This window comes from Curvibacter lanceolatus ATCC 14669, from assembly GCF_000381265.1.
In the GTDB taxonomy this organism is placed as follows: Bacteria; Pseudomonadota; Gammaproteobacteria; order Burkholderiales; family Burkholderiaceae_C; genus Curvibacter; species Curvibacter lanceolatus.
The window spans coordinates 351,510-371,447 of sequence record NZ_KB906255.1; the positions used below are offsets into that span (position 1 = coordinate 351,510).

Below are 19,938 nucleotides of genomic sequence, written 5' to 3' on the forward strand. Positions count from 1 at the left end.
GCTTTCAGCGGCGGTGTGGGCTGGGGTGGGGCGGATCAGGCCGCGTTCTGGGGCTCGTTCAGGGGCACGTTCTGGTGCTCGTTCAATTGGGCCAGGCGTTCGGGCGTGCCCACGTCGGTCCAGCGCCCGGTGTACAGGCTGGCCGTCACGCGGCCGGCATCCATGGCGCGGCGCAGCAGCGGTGCCAGCGCGGCGGCCTGCCCCTGCGGGTTGCCGGCGGCGATGTCGCACCAGGGGGTCGTGAACAGCTCGGCGCGGTACAGCCCGATGGTGCTGTAGGTGTGGCGCGGGCCGGGCTGGTCGGCGCTCAGGTTCAGGGCCAGGCCTTCGGGGCTCAGGCCGAAGTCGCCGCGCGGGTTGTGCGCCGGGTTGGGCACCAGCCACAGGTGGGCCAGGGCCGTGCCGGCGCGAAACTGGGCCAGGGCCTGCGGGTCGAACACGAAGTCGGGGGCAAACACATCGCCCGCGGCCAGCCAGAACACCTCGCCCAGGCGGGGCAGCGCGCGGGCAATGCCGCCGGCGGTCTCCAGCGCGCCGCCAAAGTCGGCGGCCTCGTCGGAATAGCTCAGGGTCAGCGGGCCCTGCGTGGTGGGGAACTGCGGGCCGAAATGGTCTTGAATCTGCTGGCCCAGCCAGGCGGTGTTGATCAGCACGCGACGGCAGCCGTCTCGGGCCAGCGCCTCCAGCTGCCACTGCAGCAGCGGGCGGCCCTGCACCGCCAGCAGCGGCTTGGGGTGCCGGTCGGTGAGCGGGCGCATGCGCTCGCCACGGCCGGCGGCCAGCAGCATGGCCGGGGTGTCTTGCATGAGGGCGTCTGGCGTGGGGTTCATGGATCAGGCCGGGGCATCAGGCCGCAAGGGGTTGGGCCGCTTCGATCAGGCTGCCACGCTGCAGCTCTTGCAGGCGCTGGCGCCCGGGCTGGAACAGCGCCAGCAATCGGGCCTGCAGGGCACGCGCCTGGGGCGCGTGGTCGGCCCCCACATTGCACACGTACACGTCGAGGGTCACGGCGCCCAGTTCGGGCCAGGTGTGCACGCACAGATGCGATTCGGCCAGCAGCACGGTGGCGGTCACGCCGCCGGGGCCGTTGGGGCCGGCCGGGAAGGGGTGCACCAGCTGGCTGACCGCCTGCAGGCCACTGGCGGCCACGGCCTCCAGGCAGGCCTGGCCCAGCGCTGGCGCGTCTTGCAGCCAGTGCGGCGCACAGCGGCAGTCGTGCAAATCAGCGGTCAGGTGGAGGCCAAGCATAAGAGGCTCCACTTTAGTGCAAGTCAGGGGCTGAATGCGCCGGATGGCGGCCCTGAAAGTGGGCTTCGCGACCTGGGTCGGGCGCGACCGGTAAAATGCGGGGTTTCCCCCAGACCCTCCAATCCGGAGCTTCTCCCGATGGCCAACACCCAGCAACAACAAGATATGGCAAACGCGATCCGCGCGTTGGCCATGGACGCCGTTCAACTCGCCAACTCCGGTCACCCGGGTGCCCCCATGGGCATGGCCGACATGGCGGTGGCCCTGTGGGGCCAGCACCTCAAGCACAACCCGAGTCAGCCCCAGTGGCTGGACCGTGACCGCTTCGTGCTGTCCAACGGCCACGGCTCGATGCTGATCTACGCGCTGCTGCACCTCACCGGCTACCCGCTGCCGATCGAAGAGCTGAAGAACTTCCGCAAGCTGCACAGCAAGACCGCCGGCCACCCCGAAGTGGGCATCACCCCCGGCGTGGAAACCACCACCGGCCCGCTGGGCCAGGGCATCACCAATGCCGTGGGCTTTGCGCTGGCCGAGAAGCTGCTGGCCAAGGAGTTCAACCGCGACGGCCACGCCGTGGTCGACCACCACACCTACGTCTTCATGGGCGACGGCTGCCTGATGGAAGGCATCAGCCACGAAGCGGCCGCCCTGGCCGGTGCCTGGAAGCTGGGCAAGCTGATCGCCCTGTACGACGACAACGGCATCTCCATCGACGGCCAGGTCGCGCCCTGGTTCATCGACAACACCGCCCAACGCTTCCAGGCCTATGGCTGGAATGTGATCGGCCCGGTGGACGGCCACGACGTGGACGCCGTGTCGCAGGCCATCGCCCAGGCCAAGGGCCAGAACGCGGCCCCTACCCTGATCATCTGCAAGACCGCCATCGGCAAGGGCTCGCCCAACCGCGCCAACACCTCCAAGGCCCACGGCGAACCCCTGGGCGCCGAAGAGATCGCCCTGACCCGCGAAGCCCTGGGCTGGCCGCACGCCCCCTTCGAGATCCCGGCCGATGTGTACGCCGCCTGGGACGCCAAGGCCCGTGGCGCTGCCGCTGAAGCCGAATGGAACACCCGCTTCGCCGCCTACCAGGCCGCCCACCCGGCGCTGGCCGCCGAGCTGCTGCGCCGCATGGCCGGCGAGCTGCCGAAGAACTTTGCCCAGGTGGCCGTCGATGCCGCCATCGCCGCCCACACCAAAGCCGAGACCGTGGCCAGCCGCAAGGCCAGCCAACTGGCCCTGGAAGCCTTCACCGCTGCTCTGCCCGAGCTGCTGGGGGGCTCGGCCGACCTGACTGGCTCCAACCTCACCAACACCAAGAGCACGCCCAACCTGCGCTTTGACGCCGCCGGCGATGTGGTGCAGACCGCTGCGGCCGATGGCCAGCTGGTGGGTGGCCGCCACATCAACTACGGCGTGCGCGAGTTCGGCATGGCCGCCATCATGAACGGCCTGGCCCTGCACGGTGGTTTCATCCCCTACGGCGGCACCTTCCTGACCTTCAGCGACTACAGCCGCAACGCCATTCGCATGGCGGCGCTGATGAAGCAGCGCGTGATCCATGTGTTCACCCACGACTCCATCGGTCTGGGCGAAGACGGCCCGACCCACCAGTCGATCGAACACGCCGCCAGCCTGCGCCTGATCCCCAACCTCGATGTGTGGCGCCCGGCCGACACGGCTGAAACCACCATCGCCTGGGCCGTGGCCCTGGAAAACAAGAACCGCCCGACCGCCCTGCTGCTGTCGCGCCAGAACCTGCCCTACTCGCCCAAGAAAGACCTGGGCGAGATCAGCCGCGGTGCCTACATCCTGAGCGAGCCGGCCGACATCGGCATCAAGCGCAAGCCCCAGGGTGTGATCATCGCCACCGGCTCTGAGGTGCAACTGGCGCTGGCCGCCCAGAAGCTGCTGGCCGAGAAGAAGGTCTATGTGCGCGTGGTCTCCATGCCCAGCACCACCACCTTCGATCGCCAGACCCTGGCCTACAAGAAGTCGGTCTTGCCGGCCGGCCTGCCCCGCGTGGCGGTCGAGATGGGCAGCACCGATGGCTGGTGGAAGTACGGCGTGGCCGCCGTGGTGGGCATCGACACCTATGGCGAATCGGCCCCGGCCCCGGTGCTGTTCAAGCACTTCGGCTTCACCGCTGAAAACGTCACCGACACCGTGCTGGTGGCGCTGGGCAAGGCCAAGAAGAAGTAACCCACACGAAGCAAATCAAAACGAGCCGGCGCCCGACGCCGGCCGCCCCTTGTTATTTTTTAACTCCAGGAAAGAGACTGACATGGCTATCAAGGTTGGCATCAACGGCTTCGGCCGCATCGGCCGCATGGTGTTTCGCGCTGCGGTGCAGAACTTCTCCGACATCGAGATCGTGGGCATCAACGACCTGCTCGAGCCCGACTACCTGGCGTACATGCTGAAGTACGACAGCGTGCACGGCCGTTTCAAGGGTGACATCGCCGTCGAGGGCAACACCTTGGTGGTCAATGGCAAGAAGATCCGCCTGACGGCAGAGCGCGATCCGGCCAACCTGAAGTGGAACGAAGTGGGCGCCGACGTGGTGATCGAATCCACCGGCCTGTTCCTGACCAAGGAAACCGCCGAGAAGCACCTGGCCGCTGGCGCCAAGAAGGTCATCCTGTCGGCCCCGTCCAAGGACGACACCCCGATGTTCGTCTACGGCGTGAACCACCAGACCTACGCCGGCCAGGCCATCGTCTCCAACGCATCGTGCACCACCAACTGCCTGGCCCCCGTGGCCAAGGTGCTGAACGACAAGTGGGGCATCAAGCGCGGCCTGATGACCACCGTGCACGCCGCCACCGCCACGCAAAAGACCGTGGACGGCCCGAGCAACAAGGACTGGCGCGGCGGTCGCGGCATCCTGGAAAACATCATCCCCAGCAGCACCGGTGCCGCCAAGGCCGTGGGCGTGGTGATTCCTGAGCTCAACAAGAAGCTGACCGGCATGTCCTTCCGCGTGCCCACCTCCGACGTGTCGGTGGTGGACCTGACCGTGGAACTCAACAGCGCTGCCTCCTACGCCGAGATCTGCGCCGAAATGAAGGCCCAGTCGCAAGGCGCTCTGAAGGGCGTGCTGGGCTACACCGAAGACAAGGTGGTGGCCACCGACTTCCGTGGCGAATCGTGCACCTCTGTGTTCGACGCCGAAGCCGGCATCGCCCTGGACAGCACCTTCGTGAAGGTCGTGAGCTGGTACGACAACGAATGGGGCTACTCGAACAAGTGCCTCGAAATGGTGCGTGTTGTCGCCAAGTAAGTCTCGTTGACTCTGCAAAACGCGCCTTTGGGCGCGTTTTGTTTTTGGAATCTGCCCCCGCGTGCCGCGCTGCATGGACCCTGTGCAGTGTCACGCCCACGGGCGGCCGGGATCGGAGGTGGCTGCTCCGCTCCGTGGCCTGAAGTCTGCAGCCGCACAAGGGAAACTTTTCATGAAAACTCAAGCGCGATTCATCCGCTCCACCTTGGCCCTCGCCGCGGTGCTGGCCCTGGGCACATCGGCCTCGGCCCAGGACGTGCAGGTCGTCAAGATCGGCCACGCCGGCCCCGTCTCGGGCGGCATTGCCCACATCGGCAAGGACACCGAGAACGGTGTGCGTCTGGCCATCGAAGAAGCCAATGCCCAGAACCCCGTGATCGGTGGCAAGAAGGTTCGCTTCGAGATCGCCGCCGAAGACGACGCCGGCGACCCGCGCCAGGCCACGGCCGTGGCCCAGAAGATGTGCGACGCCAAGGTGGCTGGCGTGGTCGGCCACCTGCAGTCGGGCACCTCGATCCCGGCCGCGGTGATCTACGCCAAGTGCGATCTGCCCAACATCACCGCCTCGGCCTCCAACCCCGACCTGACCAAGCCCGGCTACAAGACCACCTTCCGCCTGATTGCCAACGACAACGCCCTGGGCGCCGCGCTGGCCTATTACGCGGCCGATGCGCTCAAGGTCAAGCGCGTGGCCATCATCGACGACCGCACCGCCTACGGCCAGGGCGTGGCCGGCGTGTTCAAGGCCACGGCCCTGCAAAAAGGCATCACCGTGGTGGGCGAAGAGTTCACCAACGACAAGGCCACCGACTTCATGGCCATCCTCACGGCCATCAAGTCCAAGAAGCCCGACGCCATCTTCTACGGCGGCCTGGACGCCCAGGCCGGCCCCATGCTGCGCCAGATGGAACAACTGGGCCTGGGCGAGGTGAAGCTGTTCGGCGGCGACGCGCTGTGCACCGAGAAGCTGGCCGAGCTGTCGGCCAAGGCGGCGCCGCTGGCCGGCGTGACCTGTGCCACCGGGGGCGCCTCGGTGGCCAAGATGCAGGGCGGCCCCGAGTGGAAGAAGCGCTATGACGCCCGCTTCCCCGGCCAGTTCCAGATCTACAGCCCCTACGCCTACGACGCCACCCTGGTGCTGATCGACGCCATGAAGAGCGCCAGCTCGACCGATCCCAAGGTCTACCTGCCGGCCCTGGCCAAGACCAACCGCCACGGCGTGACCGGCCAGATCGCCTTCACCGCCAAGGGCGAGCTGACCCAGCCGGCCGTCACCCTGTACGGCTACCGCGACGGTGTGCGCACCCCGCTGAACTGAGCATGGGCCCGCCCTCTGTGGCCCTGAGCCTGCATTTCGCCGACTCCGAGCTGGCCGGGGTGCAGCGGTGGCCCGGCCCCAACGGGGTGGCGGGGCTGCAACTGCGCTGGTCAGCAGCGGCGGTCGTCGCCCCTGCCGAGCGCCCGGGGGAGCGCCCTCGGCAGGGCCATGTGCGGGGCCTGCTGCTCGACCTGTGGCCCGCCCCTGCGCAGGGTGTTTCGGAGGCCGCACTGCCTTTGGGCGCCTTGCTCGATGGCGAGCTGCTGTGGCAGGGCCAGCGCCTGCGGCAGTTGCCCTTGCCGGCGCGTCTGGAGGGCCCGGTGAGCCTGCGCCTGTGGGGCCGCCGGGGCGAACTCTGGGCCTGGCAAGGTCAGGGGCTGAGTTGCGATGCAGGGGGCTTGCCCTTCTTCGAATCCCTGGCTTGTTGAGGCGATTTCTGCCTCGGTTTTGGGCTTGATCAAGATCAAGCCGGAGCTTGTGCTCAGGTCGACAATGGGAGACGCAGACCCGGGTTGTGGAACCCGGGCGGATGGGGCCCAGAGCGCCCCGGAAAGCGCAAGCTCAGATGCGATGGATGTTGGACCGCGAGACTTTGTCGGTGGTCGTTTCGATGGTGGCCCAGGTGACCTTGCTGGTCATGTACACGATTTGGCGCATCAACCGCCAGGTACCCGGCCTGCGCTGGTGGATGGCCTCTTCGGCCACGATGTCGCTGGGCTTTCTGGCCATCCCGATGGCGCTGGGGGCGGGTTGGTCTTTTTCGCAGGCGCTGATCGTCAACCACGCGGCTGGCCTGATCACCTTGATGCTGCTGTTGCAGGGCTGCCTGCGTTTTCGAGGTCACCCCGCGGCTGATCACTGGCCCCGCGCCCTGCTGCTGTTGGCGCCGGCGGCCTTGTTGTCGGCGGTGCTCCACCATGCGCATGCGGTGCTGCGCTACCAGATCCATGATGCCGTCAGCGTGCTGCTGCTGGGCCTGTCGGCCTGGGTGATGTGCCGCCACAGCCGCCCGGAGGAGCGCCTGGTGCACCGGGTGGCCGGCTTTTTTCTGCTGCTGATGGCGGCGGCCATGGCCACGCGCTGGGTGCTGGCCTGCCTGGCCCCCGATGACCCGAGCATCCAGGAGCACCCTTTTCAGGGCGTGCTGTACCTGATGCTGGTGCTGTTCATCGTCGGCTGGACCTACAGCATCAGCCTGGCCTGCTACCAGCAGGCGCAAAGCCGGGTGCTGGCGCTGGCCCGCGAAGACGCTCTCACCGACCTGCCCAACCGGCGTTATTTCGACGAAACCCTGGACCGCGAGGTGGCGCGCTGGCAGCGCAGCCAGCAGTCTTTCGGCCTGGTGATGGCCGACCTCAATGGCTTCAAGCAGGTCAATGACCACCTGGGCCACGATGCGGGTGACGCGGTGCTGATCGAGGTGGCGCGGCGCCTGCGCGAGTTTGCCCGCGGCGGCGACTTCGTGGCCCGCCTGGGGGGCGATGAGTTTGTGATCCTGATCCACGACCTGTCCTCGCTCAGCACGGGAGAGCAGGCGGTGCAACGCCTGCGCCAGACCGTCAATGGCCCGCTGCGACTGGCCAGCGGGAGCAGCGTCGACATCGAAGTCAGCCTGGGGCTGGCCTGCTGGCCCCAGGACGCCACCCAGCCGGGCGACCTGGTCAAGGCGGCCGACCTGCGCATGTACGCCGAAAAGGCCTTGCTCAAGGCCCAGCGCGGGCTGGCGCGTAGCCCGCATCCGGGCGGCTGAGTACTTCAGCGTGGGGGCTGGCCGGCCCGCAACGGGCGCAGCAGCTCCGACAGGCCGTTGTGGTCGATCTCGTGCATCAGGGCCAGCAAGCGCCCGATATCGCCCTTGGGGAAGCCCTCGCGGGCAAACCAGTTCAGGTAGTGGCCCGGCAGGTCGGCCAGCAGCGTGCCCTTGTGCTTGCCGAAGGGCATCTCCGTTGTCACCAGGCGTTGCAGGTCTTCGGGTTTCATGCTGCGGGCGGGCTCAGCCACCGGCCCGTTTGGCCGCGTAACCCTGCTTGAGCAGGGCGGCCAGCACCGTGTCGCGGTGGTCGCCCTGGATCTCGATGTCGCCATCCTTGGCCGTGCCGCCCGAGCCGCAGGCCGCCTTGAGCTGCTTGGCCAGGGCCTCCAGGGCGGCGGCGTCCAGTGGCAGGCCCTTCACCACCGTCACGCCCTTGCCGCGCCGGCCCTTGGTTTCGAGCCACACCCGCACAGCCGCCCCTTTCAAGGCCGCCTTCTGGGCGCGTTCCTGGGCCAGGGCCTCGCAGCGGCACTGGTCCAGGGGCTGGCCGCAGCCGGGGCAGTTGCGTTCGGCCGCCGGCGTGGTCACCAGGCCCCCCAGGCTGGCCAACTGGGCCAGGTCGGCCAGTCCGTTCTTCTTCATGGGCGCGCAGCTTCAGTGGTGGTGGCCGTGCTCGCCGTGCACGTGGCGGTGGGCAATCTCTTCTTCGCTGGCGGCCCGCACGTCCGTCACGTGCAGGGTGAACTGCAGGGCCTGGCCGGCCAGGGGGTGGTTGCCATCCAGGTGCACCTGCGGGCCCTTGATCTTCACCACGTGGTAGATCTGCGGCTGGCCCTGGTCGTTGCGGCCTTCCAACTGGCCACCCACCTTCACGCCGGGCGGGAACTCGGCCTTGGGGATCACGCGCACCAGGCTTTCGTCGCGCAGGCCGAAGGCGTCTTCGGGCTGCAGCTTCAGCAGCACCTTGTAGCCGGCCTCCTGGCCTTGCAGCGCCTCTTCGATTTTGGGCAGCGTGTTGTCGTAGCCGCCATGCAGGTAGACCATGGGGGTCTTGCTCTGCTCGATCAGCAGCCCCTGGGCATTGGCCACCTTGAATTGCAGGGTGACGACGGTGTCTTTATCGATCTTCATGCGCGGCCTTTGTGGGCGGAAAAAACAAGGCCCGCATTGTCGCGCACTGCGGGCTCATCCGTCCGGATGGCCGCACGGAGGCCTGCGGGGCTCAGGGGGCGCTGGGGGTGCTCTGGGGCGGACGTTGGGGCAGACGTTGGGGCAGGTGTCGGGTCTCGCCCAGGGCCATGACGCCGAAGTCGGCCTCGCCCAGGCCGCGGGCCTGGCGCGCCCGCGCCAGGTCCTTGGGCGGCTGGTCCAGCGCCTCGTCGCTGAGCAAGAAGGTGCCCCAGTGCACGCCCACGCTGCGCTTGGCGCCCAGGTCCAGGTGCACCTGCACGGCCTCGTCGGGGTCCACGTGCTGCTCTTTCATGAACCAGCGCGGCGCGTAGGCGCCGATGGCGATCAGGGCCAGGTCGAAGCCCCCGCCCTGGGCCGGGCCCTGGCGCGCCGCCAGGCGCTCGCGGGTGGCCACGAAATCGGCGCTGTAGCCGGTGTCGCCGCTGAAGTACCAGTGAAAATCCGGCCCCAGCACCGCCCAGCCGCCCCACAGTGAATGGTTGTGGTCGCTCAGGCCGCGCGCCGACCAGTGCTGCACCGGGGTGAGCGCAAAGTCCACCCCGGCCACCCGGCGCTCCTGCCACCAGTCCAGCTCTTCCACCCGGGTGATGCCCTGCTCCTGCATCCAGGCCTTCAGGCCCAGCGGCACCAGGAACAGGGGCGAGCCACCGGCTTGCGCGGCCAGGGCCTGCACGCTGGCGCGGTCCAGGTGGTCGTAGTGGTTGTGCGAGATCAGCACCACATCGATGTGGGGCAGCTGGGCCAGCGTCAGGCCCGGGGGCTGCTGGCGCTGTGGCCCGAGCCACTGCACCATGAAAGCGCGCTGCGAGAACATCGGGTCGGTCAGCACGTTCAGGCCGCTGGCCTGCACCAGGGTGCTGGCGTGGCCGATCCAGGTGAGCGTGGGTTGCATCTGGGCACCCGCACCCGCATTGCGGTGCAAAAAGGCCAGGTCTGGTGCCAGCTGGGGCGTGGCCTGGCCGGCCGCCGGGGGCAGGCCGGCACGCCATTTCTCCCACTGCCAGCGCAGCAGGTCGCCCAGGGGCTTTTCGACCTGCACGCCGCTGGGGTTGCGAAAGCCCTGGGCGTTGCGGTGCGGGCCGCTGGGGGCGTCACTGGCCGGGGGGCTGCTGCAGCCCGCCAGCAGCGCTGCCAGGGCCAGGGTGAGGGCCATGCGGGCTGGCCAGGAGCGGGCAAGGTGCTTGGGGCGCGGGCTGCACCCGACGTCGAAGGGCTTGGGCATGGGCATGGGCATGGGCATGGGCCGCATTTTGGCCGCCCCTGGGGGCCTGCCAAGGGTGGGGCGCATAATGGCCCTCTTCTTTCTGCCCCAGCCCAGGTCATTCAAGCCGACCGGGCCACGACGATGCCCGGCTACGCCACCAAGCAAGAGAGCATCGCCGTTGCGGGCGTTGACGACCTCATCATCCGATCCCTGCTGGACCACCAGCAGTTCTCCGACCCCGATGGCGAAGCCGAACACCTGGGCATTTCCTCGGCCACCTGGCCCCTGTTCGGCCTGCTGTGGCCCTCGGGCGCCGAGCTGGCCGCCCGCATGGGCAGCCGCGTGCTGTGCCCCGGCGAGCGCATCCTGGAGATCGGCTGCGGCCTGGCGCTGGCCAGCCTGGTGGCGCATCGCCGCGGCTCCGACGTGACCGCCAGCGACTGCCACCCCCTGACGGGCGGCTTTCTGCGCGAGAACCTGCGCCTCAACGACCTGCTGCCCCTGAAGTACCGCCACGGCCACTGGGGCGCCCCCGAGGCCCTGCCCGGCGAACCCGCGCGAACGCCGCGTGAGTCGGTCGAGGGCCTGTTCGACCTCATCGTGGGCAGCGACCTGCTGTACGAGCGCGACACCCACGCCGACCTGGCCCATTTCATCGGCGAGCACGCCAGCGCCTCGGCCCAGGTCTGGATCGTCGACCCCGACCGCGGCAACCGCCCCGCCTTCAACAAACAGATGGCCGAGCAAGGCTTCTCCAGAACCGAAGAACGCCTGGACCACCCCGCCCGCCCCGCCCAGGCCGCCTACAAAGGCCGCCTGCTCACCTACCAACGCCAAACCTGAACAGCCCGCCGCCGGGCCGCCCCAAGGTGGGCTGGGCCTCCTCGGGGGGCAGCGACCACACGAAGTGAGGGAGCGTGGGGGCTCACAGTCCAGCCCGCCGCCGGGCCGCCCCCAGGCGGGCTGGGCCCCCTCGGGGGGCAGCGACCACACGAAGTGAGGGAGCGTGGGGGCCACATTCATTCAGCGCTGGCGCCGGAGGTCTTGACCACGGCGCCCCATTTCACAATTTCGCTGGCAATGAAGCGGTCGAACTCGGCCCCCGTGCCCGGGCTGGGCTCGGAGCCCCGCTCCCGGATGAAGGCGGCCAGCTTCTCAGACTTCAGCAGGGCCACCACTTCAGTGTTCAGGCGCTGCAGCACCTCGGGCGGGGTGCCGCGTGGCGCCATCAGGCCCAGCCAGCCCACGGCCTCGAAGTTCTTCAGGGCGGGCAGCCCGCCTTCGCGCACCGTGGGCACCTCGGGCAGTTGAGACGAACGCGTGGCCGAGGTCACGGCCAGCGGCACCGCCTTGTGCGTCTGGATGTGCGGCAGCGCGGCCGTCACCGAGTCGACCATCAGCGGCACCTGGGCGCCCAGAAAGTCGGCCTGGGCCGGGCCACTGCCGCGGTAGGGGATGTGGGTGATGAACACGCCGGCCTGGGCCTTGAGCATCTCGCCCGACAGGTGCTGCGTGCCGCCGATGCCGGCGCTGGCGTAGCTGAGCTGGCCCGGTGCAGCCTTGGCCTGCTGCACCAGCTGGCGCAGGCTGGTGATGCCTGAGGAGGGGGTGGCCAGGAAGATCAGGGGCACCTTGGCGATCAGCGAGATGCCCACCAGATCCTTGGCAGGGTCGAAATTGACCTTTTTGTACAGCGTCTGGTTCACGGCCATGGCGCTGCCCGCCACCAGCAGGGTGTAACCATCCGGGGCCGAGCGGGCCACGAACTCGCTGCCGATGTTGCTGCCGGCGCCGGCCTTGTTCTCGACCACCACGCTCTGGCCCAGGCGCTGGGACAGCGGCTCGGCCAGGGCGCGGGCAAACAGGTCGGTGGCCTGGCCGGGCGGGAACGGCACCACCAGCTTGATGGGGCGCTCGCTGGGCCAGCCTGCGGCCACGGCCTGGCCGCCCAGGTTCAGCAGCAGGCCGCCCAACAGGGCGAGGCCGAGCAGGCGTCGGGGTCGTTGGGGGCGGTATGGGGTCCAGGGGCAGGCGGGCATGGGTCGGTCTCCAGTCAGGGGCCTGCCGGTTCGAAGGGGGCCGGCAGTGCTGGGGCGATTGTGCCCTCCTGCGCCGACCGGCGTCCCCGGCTTGATCAGCCCTCGGTGGCGGCGCGCACCAATTCCGCCGCCTGGGCGGTGCCGGCCGTGATGCCGCTCACCGGGCCCCAGTCGGGGTCGAAGCGGCTGGCGATGAAGGCCCCCGAGGCCAGCGGGCTGGCCTGCTGCAGCATCAGGCAGGCCTGGGCCGTCAGCGCCAGGCGCTGGGTGAAGCGCCGGGCCTGGGCCTCCAGGGCCTCGGGCGGCAGCATCAGGGCGCTGCGCAGCAGGTGCACCTGGCGCAGCAGCTCCGGCTCTTGCGAGGCGATGTCCTGCAGCAGGTCGAGCACGCCGTGGGCGTCGTCGGGCGCATGGGCAATGGCACGCAGCACGTCCAGGCACATCACGTTGCCCGAGCCCTCCCAGATCGAGTTCACCGGGGCCTCGCGGAACAGGCGGCCGATGGCGCCGTCTTCCACATAGCCGTTGCCGCCGAACACCTCCATGGCCTCGCCGCAAAAGCCCACGGCGCGCTTGCAGTTCCAGAACTTGGCCGCCGGGGTCATCAGGCGGCGCCAGGCCACGTCCTGTGGCGTGGTCGAGCCGAAGTGCGCCGCCAGGTCCATGGCCAGCACGGTGGCGGCCTCGGCCTCCAGGGCCATGTCGGCCAGCAGCGTGGTCATGGCCGGCTGGTCGACCAGGTAGCGCCCGAACACAAAGCGGTTGCGCGTGTAGTGCAGGGCCTGCGCCAGGCCTTGGCGGATGTAGCCCGCGCTGGACAAGGCGCAGTCCAGTCGCGTGTAGTTGGCCATCTCGATGATGGTGCGGATGCCCCGCCCCTCGGCGCCTACCAGCACGCCCCAGGCCTCTTTGAATTCGACCTCGCTGCTGGAGTTGGAGCGGTTGCCCACCTTGGACTTGAGGCGCTGGATGTGGATGGGGTTCTTGCTGCCGTCGGGCCGCCAGCGCGGCACGAAAAAGCACGAGGACCCGTGCTCGTCGGTCTTGGCCAGCACCAGGTGGCCGTCGCACATCGGGGCCGAGAAGAACCATTTGTGCCCGGTCAGCAAAAATTCTTCGCCCCAGGGGCCGCTGCCCACCGGCACGGCGCGCGTGGTGTTGGTGCGCACATCGCTACCGCCCTGTTTCTCGGTCATGCCCATGCCGACCGTGATCGAGCTCTTTTGCGCCAGCGGGAGGTCGCGCGGGTCGTGCTCCAGCGACAGCAGCTTGGGGGCCAGCTCGGCGTACAGCGGCGCGTTAAGCGCGATCACCGGGATGCAGGCCTTGGTCATGGTGGTGGGGCAGCCCGAGCCCGACTCGATCTGGCTGTGCATGAACATCGAGGCGCCGTAGGCCGTCCAGGCCGTGGGGCGGGTGTCGGTGTAGGGCAGATTGGCATTGCCGTTGCGCCGCGCGATCGCCATCACCGTGTGCCAGGCGGGGTGGAACTTCACGAAGTCGATGCGCTGGCCGGTGGCCGAGTGGGTGCGCAGCTCGGGCGGGTACAGGTTGGCGTCTTCGGCCGCGCGCAGCACGGGCTCGCTGCCGTACTCGGCCCCTGGCGCAGCAGCTCGGGCTCGCGCCAGGCGGCGCCGCCGCGCTGCACCGAGCGGCGCAGCACGGGGTCGCTGGCGTACAGGTTGTAGTCCTTGAGTTCCGGGACCTGGTTGTCAGGGTGGTGGCCGATCATGTGTGTCTCCTGGGGGTTCGCCGGGCGGTCACTGGGCCGTCAAAATGGCGCGCCCAGCCCCTCGAAAATTCTATGAAGCCCTGGCCCGCAGGGTGTCCGGATTTGCCTGCATGACCTTGCCCCGCCCCCCAACCCCCACCAAGCCCCAGCGACGGCGGCCCAGCCAGTCGCGCGCGCGCCTCACGGCGCAGGCCTTGCAGCAGGCCTTTGTTCAGCTTTTGGTGGAGAGCGACTACCCCCGCATCAGCATCCGCGCAATCACCGGCCTGGCCGGCACCAGCCTGGGCAGCTTCTACGAATACTTTGCCAGCAAGGAAGACCTGGCGCGGGTCTGCCTGCACCTGCGCTCCAAGGAGCTGCTGACGGCCCTGCAGCAGGCCGTGGAGACCCGGCGCGGCCGCCCCCTGGCCGAGCTGGTGCAGGCCGTGCTGACCTCACAGCTGGCGGCCCACCGGGCCCAGCCGGCCGAATGGAGCGCCCACTACCTGCTGGAGCGGCACCTGTCGGGCGTGGAGGCGTATCGCAAGATGTACCAGCGCTTTGTCGACGGCTGGGTGCAGGTGATCGAGGCCGCAGGCGACCTGCCCGAGACCGCGCGGGCCCAGGCCCCCGCCACGGCCCGGGTCTGCCAGACCATCCTCTACGGTCTGGTCGCCCACGCCCACCTGGCCCACCCCACCCCGCCCGACCTGGACACGCTGGAGCAACAAGCCACCCAGGCCCTGCTGGGCTATCTGACGCTGGCCCTGCCCAGAGCTTGAAAAAGCGCCTGTCGTGTCACTTGGGTGAAAAGCATCCAGGTTTCAGGCTACATGCTCAGTCCCTTGAAACTGGCGCGCCCGCAACGATCAAAAGGCCGCGGAGCAGGCCATGCCAGCAGACACCGTGGAGCTGGCTTTGCCAGGCCGCTGGTGTCGTCCCCGGAGGGGGAAGGCGCCGAAGGCGACTCAGGGGGGAGTCAATTCGCGGTCAGATGCTTCCCGACGATGCCCGCCAGCTCAAACATCGTGATCTGCGCCTTGCCGAACACCGGCAGCAGCTTGGCGTCGGCGTTGATGGCGCGCTTGTTGGTCGCGTCCTGCAGGCCGTTGGCTTTCACGTAGTCCCACACCTTCTTGATGACCTCGGTGCGCGCCACGGCCTCGCCCCCGATCACGGCGGCCAGGGCGGCGCTGGGCGTGAGCCCGCTGCCCGGCGTGGCCTTGCGCGGGGTCTTGGTGGCGGCCTTGGTCGTGGCCTTTTTGGCGGCTGCCTTCTTGGCCGGGGCGGCCTTGGCGGCGGCCCCCGCGGTCTTGCGCGGCGGGAATTTGCTCTCGCGCGGCTCGAACTCGAAGTTCACCTTGCTGGCCGTGGCGTCCCAGGCCAGGAAGGCCTTGAAGCTGCGGCGCGTGCGCATGCTGACGAACTTGTCGAGCAGGTCGGTCTTGCCGGTGCTCAGCAGCTTGTGCATCTGATCGCGCTCCACCGGCTGCTGCAGGATGATCTTGCCGCTCTTGAAGTCGCAGCTTGGGGTGGGCTGCTCGGCCGTGGGCACCGATTTGCTGCACACATAGTTGGCACCGTGCTCGACCACCGGTGCCCCGCACTTGGGGCAGGGGCCCAGGGATTCCTGGCCCGACAGGTCTTGCAGCTCGCCGGTCTCTTCGCCGTCCTTGTCGTCGCCGAAGTCGAACTCGAGCTTCCAGTTCTTGTCGTCTTCGCTGAACTTGAGCGCCATCTGGGCCACGAAGGGCCAGCCGGCCTTGGAGCGGAAGCCCTCCAGCGGGCCGATGTGCTTGTCGCGCAAGAAGGCCTCGGCCTCGTCAGGCTCGAAGGTGCGGCCGGCCGGCGACTTGGTGAACGAGAAGCCGCAGCCCTCGCTGTGGCCGTCGGCGCCGGTGCAGCTGTAGCGGCGGTAGTTCTCTTTCACCACGCCGCCGCAGTTGGGGCAGGGCGCGCCCAGGGTGGCGTAGTCGCCGGGCACGGTGTCGCGGTCGTATTCCTTGGCCTTCTTGACGATGTGCTCGGTCATGGCCGCGATCTGCTGCATGAACTCTTCGCGGCTGAGCAGGCCTTTTTCCATCTGCGAGAGCTTGTACTCCCACTCGCCGGTCAGCTCGGGGCGCGACAGTTCTTCAACCCCCAGGCCGCGCAGCAGCGTCATGAGCTGGAAGGCCTTGGCCGTGGGGATCAGCTCGCGGCCCTCGCGCAGCATGTATTTTTCGAGGATCAGGCCTTCGATGATGGCGGCGCGCGTGGCTGGCGTGCCCAGGCCTTTTTCCTGCATGGCTTCGCGCAGTTCGTCGTCCTCGACCATCTTGCCGGCGCCTTCCATGGCGCCCAGCAGCGTGGCTTCGGAGTAGCGTGCCGGCGGGCGGGTCTTCAGGCCCTTGGCCTCGGCGCTTTCGGCCAGCGGCTTCTCGCCCGGGGCCACGGGCACCAGGTTCTGGCCCTTGTCGCCTTCCTTGGCGTCGGCCACTTCGGCGGCGGCCTCCTTGCCGTAGATGGCCAGCCAGCCGGGCTTGACCAGCACCTTGCCTTCGGTCTTGAAGTGGTGCTCCAGCACCTGGCTCACGCGGGTGGTGACCTGGTATTCGGCACTCGGGAAGAACACCGCCATGAAGCGGCGCACCACCAGGTCGTACAGCTTCTGCTCGGCTTCGCTCAGGCCGCTGGGCGCCTGCAGCGTGGGGATGATGGCAAAGTGATCACTGACCTTGCTGTTGTCGAAGATGCGCTTGCTGGGCTTGATGTAGCCGTTGTTGAGCGCCGTGAGGGCGTGTGGGGCCAGGTGGCGCATACCGCTGTCGGCCAGCATCTCGAAGGTCTGGCGGGCCACCGGCAGGTAGTCTTCGGGCAGGGCGCGCGAGTCGGTACGCGGGTAGGTCAGGGCCTTGTGGCGCTCGTACAGGCTTTGCGCCAGGGCCAGCGTGGTCTTGGCGCTGAAGCCGAACTTGCCGTTGGCCTCGCGCTGCAGCGAGGTCAGGTCGAACAGCAAGGGCGAGGCCTGGGTGGTGGGCTTGCTCTCCTCGGTGACGGTGGCCGGCTTGCCGCGCACGGCGTTGGCGATCGCCAGGGCTTCCTGCGCGCTCCAGACGCGATCGGCGCGCTTTTCGGCGTCTTCGGGGTCTTTCTTCCAGGCCGGGTTGAACCACTTGCCCGGGTACTCGCCTGCGGCGGCGCCGAAGCTGGCGTGGATTTCCCAGTAGTCGCGGCTGATGAACTTGCGGATTTGCTCTTCGCGCTCGACCACCACGGCCAGCGTGGGGGTCTGCACCCGGCCCACGGTGGTCAGGAAGAAGCCGCCATCGCGTGAGTTGAAGGCCGTCATGGCCCGGGTGCCGTTGATGCCCACCAGCCAGTCGGCCTCGGAGCGGCTGCGGGCGGCGCTGGCCAGGCCGGCCATCTGGCTGTCGCTGCGCAGCTTGTCAAAGCCGTCGCGGATGGCCTGGGGCGTCATCGACTGCAGCCACAGGCGCTTGACGGGCTTGCCCAGGGCTTGGTACTGGCCGCCCTTCTGGCCGCCGGCGTACTGCTCGATCAGGCGGAAGATCAGCTCACCCTCGCGGCCCGCGTCACAGGCGTTGATGAGGGCGCTGACGTCCTTGCGCTTGGCCAGCTTGACCACGGCGTTCAGGCGGCTCTTGGTCTTGTCGACCGGCTTCAGGTCGAAGAAGGGCGGAATCACCGGCAGGTTGGCGAAGCTCCACTTGCCGCGCTTGACGTCGAACTGCTCGGGGGCCTGGATCTCGACCAGGTGGCCCACGGCGCTGGTCACCACGAAACCTTCGTTTTCGAAGTGATCGTCGAACTTCTCGAATTTGCCTGTGCTGGGGGTGAGCGCCCGCACGATGTCCTGTGCCACCGACGGTTTTTCAGCAATCACCAGAGTCTTTGTCATTTCAGCGTCTTCCCTTTTCAAGGTCCGGCCCGAAGCTGGTCTGCCAGCCTCCTACAATCCGGGTTTCGCGCGCATGCACGCACACACGCACCTGTGTGTACGCACGCGCAGGTGCTCTTTCCAAGTTAACAGAGTTTTTGGTCATGTCCGCAAAAGCCCCCTCGATTTCCGGTCGCCGCCTCCAGACCCGCCGCTCGGGGGTTCATGGCCGAGGCGTGTTTGCCCTGCAAGACATCGCCGAGGGCGAAACCCTGATCGAGTACGTGGGCGAGGTGATCACCTGGCAGGAGGCGCAAGACCGCCACCCGCACGACCCGAGCGACCCGAACCACACCTTTTATTTTCACGTCGACGCCGACCGCGTGATCGACGCGCTCAACGGCGGCAACTCCTCGCGCTGGATCAACCACAGCTGCGACCCCAACTGCATCGCCGATGAGGAAGACGGCCGCATCTTCATCCGCGCCCTGCGCAACATCCGCGCCGGGGAAGAGCTCAACTATGACTACGGCCTGATCATCGAAGAGCGCTACACGCCCAAGCTCAAGGCCGAGTACCCCTGCTGGTGCGGTGCGGCCCAGTGCCGCGGCACCCTGCTGGCGCCCAAGCGCCGCCCGGCCACGCCCAAGACGCCCAGCCAGCTCAAGACCGCCAAGACAGCCAAGACAGCCAAGACCGCCAAGGCGCCTTCGCAGGCGCGGCGTCGGGCGGCCTGAGGGGGATCGCATGGCTTTGAACCCTGTGCGCTGGCCGGCCGAGGCCGTCTGGGAGGCCGTGGAGCCCTTGCTGCCTGGCTTCTCGGTTGAGGTGCTGCCCGAGATCGATTCCACCAACACCGAGCTGATGCGCCGCGCCCGGGCCGGCCGCCATGAACCGGTGCTGCTGGTGGCCGAGCGCCAGACGGCCGGCCGTGGCCGCATGGGCCGGGTCTGGCAGGACGGCGGTGCACCCGAGGCGGGTGAGCTGCCCTCGCTGATGTTTTCGCTGGGCCTGCCCTTGGCGCCGGTCGACTGGTCGGGCTTGTCGCTGGCCGTGGGCCTGAGCGTGGCGGAGTCGCTCGACCCCGACGCACGGGCGGGCTTGGGGCTCAAGTGGCCGAACGACCTGTGGCGCCACGACTGCAAGCTGGCCGGCATTCTGATCGAGACGGCGGGTGGCGGTGCCGCACTGCCGGGCCAGCCGCCCGTGTCGCGCTATGTGGTGATCGGCATCGGCATCAATGTGCTGCAGCGCCCCATCGAGGGCACCTCGACCCCGCTGGCCGCGCTGCGTGACTGGCAGCCCCAGGCCAGCGCGCCCGAGGCCCTGCTGCGGGTCATCCCGCCGCTGGCGGCCATGGTGCTGGGCTTTGCCGGCAGCGGCTTTGCCCCGCTGCTGCCCCGCTTTCTGGCCCGTGATGTGTTGCTGGGCCGGCCGGTGCGCACCAGCGATGGCCTGGAGGGCGTGGCCGCCGGGGTGGATGCCGGGGGGGCCTTGCTCGTGCATACTGCACAGGGCACCCAGGCCATCCACAGCTCCGAGGTGAGTGTGCGGCCGGTGCCTGTGTCGCCACCGGGCTCCTGAGGCCTGGTCTCAACCCACCGCCCTTGTTTCACACCTGCCCATGCTTCGTCTGCTCGTCGTCTTGCTGCTGCTGGTCAATGGCGCGTATTTTCTGTGGACGCAGGGGCATCTGGCCCCGCTGGGCCTGGCCCCGGTGAACCCGTCCGAGCCCCAGCACCTGGCCCAGCAGATCAAGCCCGAGGCGCTGACGCTGATGACGGCCGACGAGACCAAGCGCCTGGCGGCCGAGGCCGCCGCGGCCAGCGTCACCGAGTGCCTGACGGCAGGCCCCCTGGATGAAAAGCTGGCTTCTGCGGTGCGCGAGGCCGCCACGCAGTCGCTGGCGGCCGGGCAATGGAGCCTGGACACCATCACCGTGCCGGGGCGCTGGATCATCTACATGGGCCGTTATGGCGACACCGACCTGCTCAACCGCAAGAAGGCTGAGCTGCGGGCGCGCCGCATCCCGTTCGAGCCCCTGACCAACCCGGCCCTGGAGCCCGGTCTGTCGCTGGGCAGCTTCGGCACCCAGGGCGCGGCCAATGACGAGTTGGCGGCCTTGTCGCAGCGCGGTGTGCGCACGGCCAAGGTGGTGCAGGAGCGCCCCGACAGCAAGGCCTACGCCCTCAAGCTGCCGGCGGTGGGCGAGGCCCTGCGCAGCAAACTGGAGCCGCTGCGCGACAGCCTGGGCGGCAAGAGCCTCAGGCCCTGTTGAACCTGTTGAACCTGTTGAACCTGTTGAGGCCGG

Annotated in this window: 18 protein-coding genes and 1 pseudogene; 10 read left to right on the forward strand and 9 right to left on the reverse strand. The window is 68.6% G+C overall.

Features of this window, described 5'->3' with window-relative positions; translation table 11 throughout:
• Positions 1 to 35: 35 nt before the first annotated feature.
• Complete coding sequence (locus tag F624_RS0108465; protein WP_019573858.1) at positions 36 to 830, reverse strand: nucleotidyltransferase family protein; 795 nt, start codon at positions 828 to 830, stop codon at positions 36 to 38.
• Between the two features lie 16 nt (positions 831 to 846).
• Positions 847 to 1,248 carry an S-adenosylmethionine decarboxylase family protein gene (locus F624_RS0108470; protein ID WP_019573859.1) on the reverse strand — a complete coding sequence of 134 codons (402 nt, stop codon included), beginning with the start codon at positions 1,246 to 1,248 and terminating at the stop codon, positions 847 to 849.
• Positions 1,249 to 1,386: 138 nt separating this feature from the next.
• Here F624_RS0108470 and tkt point away from each other — a divergent pair, with 138 nt between their 5' ends.
• The 5 genes from tkt (at position 1,387) to F624_RS33355 (ending at position 7,599) form a co-directional block, all read left to right on the forward strand.
• Entirely contained in the window at positions 1,387 to 3,450 is a 2,064-nt protein-coding gene (tkt, locus tag F624_RS0108475; RefSeq protein WP_019573860.1) for a transketolase, read from the forward strand.
• 82 nt (positions 3,451 to 3,532) lie between these two features.
• Positions 3,533 to 4,531, forward strand: a complete 999-nt coding sequence (gap, locus tag F624_RS0108480; protein ID WP_019573861.1) for a type I glyceraldehyde-3-phosphate dehydrogenase — start codon at positions 3,533 to 3,535, stop codon at positions 4,529 to 4,531.
• A gap of 172 nt (positions 4,532 to 4,703) precedes the next feature.
• The gene (locus F624_RS0108485) at positions 4,704 to 5,849 is read left to right on the forward strand and encodes a branched-chain amino acid ABC transporter substrate-binding protein (protein ID WP_031254508.1); all 1,146 of its coding nucleotides are present in this window, start codon (positions 4,704 to 4,706) and stop codon (positions 5,847 to 5,849) included.
• A 2-nt stretch (positions 5,850 to 5,851) separates the two neighbouring features.
• Complete coding sequence (locus F624_RS0108490; protein WP_019573863.1) at positions 5,852 to 6,277, forward strand: hypothetical protein; 426 nt, start codon at positions 5,852 to 5,854, stop codon at positions 6,275 to 6,277.
• Between the two features lie 137 nt (positions 6,278 to 6,414).
• Positions 6,415 to 7,599, forward strand: coding sequence for a GGDEF domain-containing protein (locus F624_RS33355; protein ID WP_157443377.1), 1,185 nt, complete (start codon positions 6,415 to 6,417; stop codon positions 7,597 to 7,599).
• Between the two features lie 5 nt (positions 7,600 to 7,604).
• On the opposite strand, the gene F624_RS0108500 is transcribed toward F624_RS33355, so the two are convergent.
• The 4 genes from F624_RS0108500 to F624_RS0108515 all read right to left on the reverse strand — a co-directional run bounded on the left by F624_RS0108500 (position 7,605) and on the right by F624_RS0108515 (position 10,042).
• Positions 7,605 to 7,829 carry a DUF3820 family protein gene (locus F624_RS0108500; RefSeq protein WP_031254511.1) on the reverse strand — a complete coding sequence of 75 codons (225 nt, stop codon included), beginning with the start codon at positions 7,827 to 7,829 and terminating at the stop codon, positions 7,605 to 7,607.
• Positions 7,830 to 7,842: 13 nt separating this feature from the next.
• A complete protein-coding gene (locus tag F624_RS0108505; protein WP_019573866.1) occupies positions 7,843 to 8,244 on the reverse strand; it encodes an SUI1 family translation initiation factor in 402 nt (133 codons plus the stop codon).
• A 12-nt stretch (positions 8,245 to 8,256) separates the two neighbouring features.
• Positions 8,257 to 8,733, reverse strand: a complete 477-nt coding sequence (locus F624_RS0108510) for an FKBP-type peptidyl-prolyl cis-trans isomerase (RefSeq protein ID WP_019573867.1) — start codon at positions 8,731 to 8,733, stop codon at positions 8,257 to 8,259.
• 91 nt (positions 8,734 to 8,824) lie between these two features.
• Positions 8,825 to 10,042, reverse strand: coding sequence for an MBL fold metallo-hydrolase (locus F624_RS0108515; RefSeq protein ID WP_019573868.1), 1,218 nt, complete (start codon positions 10,040 to 10,042; stop codon positions 8,825 to 8,827).
• A 96-nt stretch (positions 10,043 to 10,138) separates the two neighbouring features.
• On the opposite strand from F624_RS0108515, the gene F624_RS0108520 reads away from it, so the two are divergent.
• The gene (locus F624_RS0108520; protein WP_019573869.1) at positions 10,139 to 10,840 is read left to right on the forward strand and encodes a class I SAM-dependent methyltransferase; all 702 of its coding nucleotides are present in this window, start codon (positions 10,139 to 10,141) and stop codon (positions 10,838 to 10,840) included.
• A 176-nt stretch (positions 10,841 to 11,016) separates the two neighbouring features.
• On the opposite strand, the gene F624_RS0108525 is transcribed toward F624_RS0108520, so the two are convergent.
• Positions 11,017 to 12,036: a tripartite tricarboxylate transporter substrate binding protein gene (locus tag F624_RS0108525; RefSeq protein ID WP_019573870.1), complete on the reverse strand. Its 1,020-nt coding sequence runs from the start codon at positions 12,034 to 12,036 to the stop codon at positions 11,017 to 11,019.
• A 95-nt stretch (positions 12,037 to 12,131) separates the two neighbouring features.
• Positions 12,132 to 13,768: pseudogene (locus tag F624_RS32360) on the reverse strand (acyl-CoA dehydrogenase family protein).
• Positions 13,769 to 13,878: 110 nt separating this feature from the next.
• Here F624_RS32360 and F624_RS0108535 point away from each other — a divergent pair.
• On the forward strand, positions 13,879 to 14,529 hold the full coding sequence (locus F624_RS0108535) for a TetR/AcrR family transcriptional regulator (protein WP_019573872.1): 651 nt from the start codon (positions 13,879 to 13,881) through the stop codon (positions 14,527 to 14,529).
• Positions 14,530 to 14,726: 197 nt separating this feature from the next.
• On the opposite strand, the gene F624_RS0108540 is transcribed toward F624_RS0108535, so the two are convergent.
• Complete coding sequence (locus F624_RS0108540) at positions 14,727 to 17,648, reverse strand: DNA topoisomerase III (protein ID WP_019573873.1); 2,922 nt, start codon at positions 17,646 to 17,648, stop codon at positions 14,727 to 14,729.
• A gap of 143 nt (positions 17,649 to 17,791) precedes the next feature.
• On the opposite strand from F624_RS0108540, the gene F624_RS0108545 reads away from it, so the two are divergent.
• The 3 genes from F624_RS0108545 to F624_RS0108555 are packed head-to-tail and all read left to right on the forward strand — an operon-like array spanning position 17,792 to position 19,905.
• A complete protein-coding gene (locus tag F624_RS0108545) occupies positions 17,792 to 18,364 on the forward strand; it encodes an SET domain-containing protein (RefSeq protein ID WP_043425688.1) in 573 nt (190 codons plus the stop codon).
• Positions 18,365 to 18,374: 10 nt separating this feature from the next.
• Complete coding sequence (locus F624_RS0108550; protein WP_019573875.1) at positions 18,375 to 19,211, forward strand: biotin--[acetyl-CoA-carboxylase] ligase; 837 nt, start codon at positions 18,375 to 18,377, stop codon at positions 19,209 to 19,211.
• Between the two features lie 40 nt (positions 19,212 to 19,251).
• Positions 19,252 to 19,905 carry a hypothetical protein gene (locus F624_RS0108555; protein WP_019573876.1) on the forward strand — a complete coding sequence of 218 codons (654 nt, stop codon included), beginning with the start codon at positions 19,252 to 19,254 and terminating at the stop codon, positions 19,903 to 19,905.
• The last annotated feature ends 33 nt before the right edge of the window (positions 19,906 to 19,938 follow it).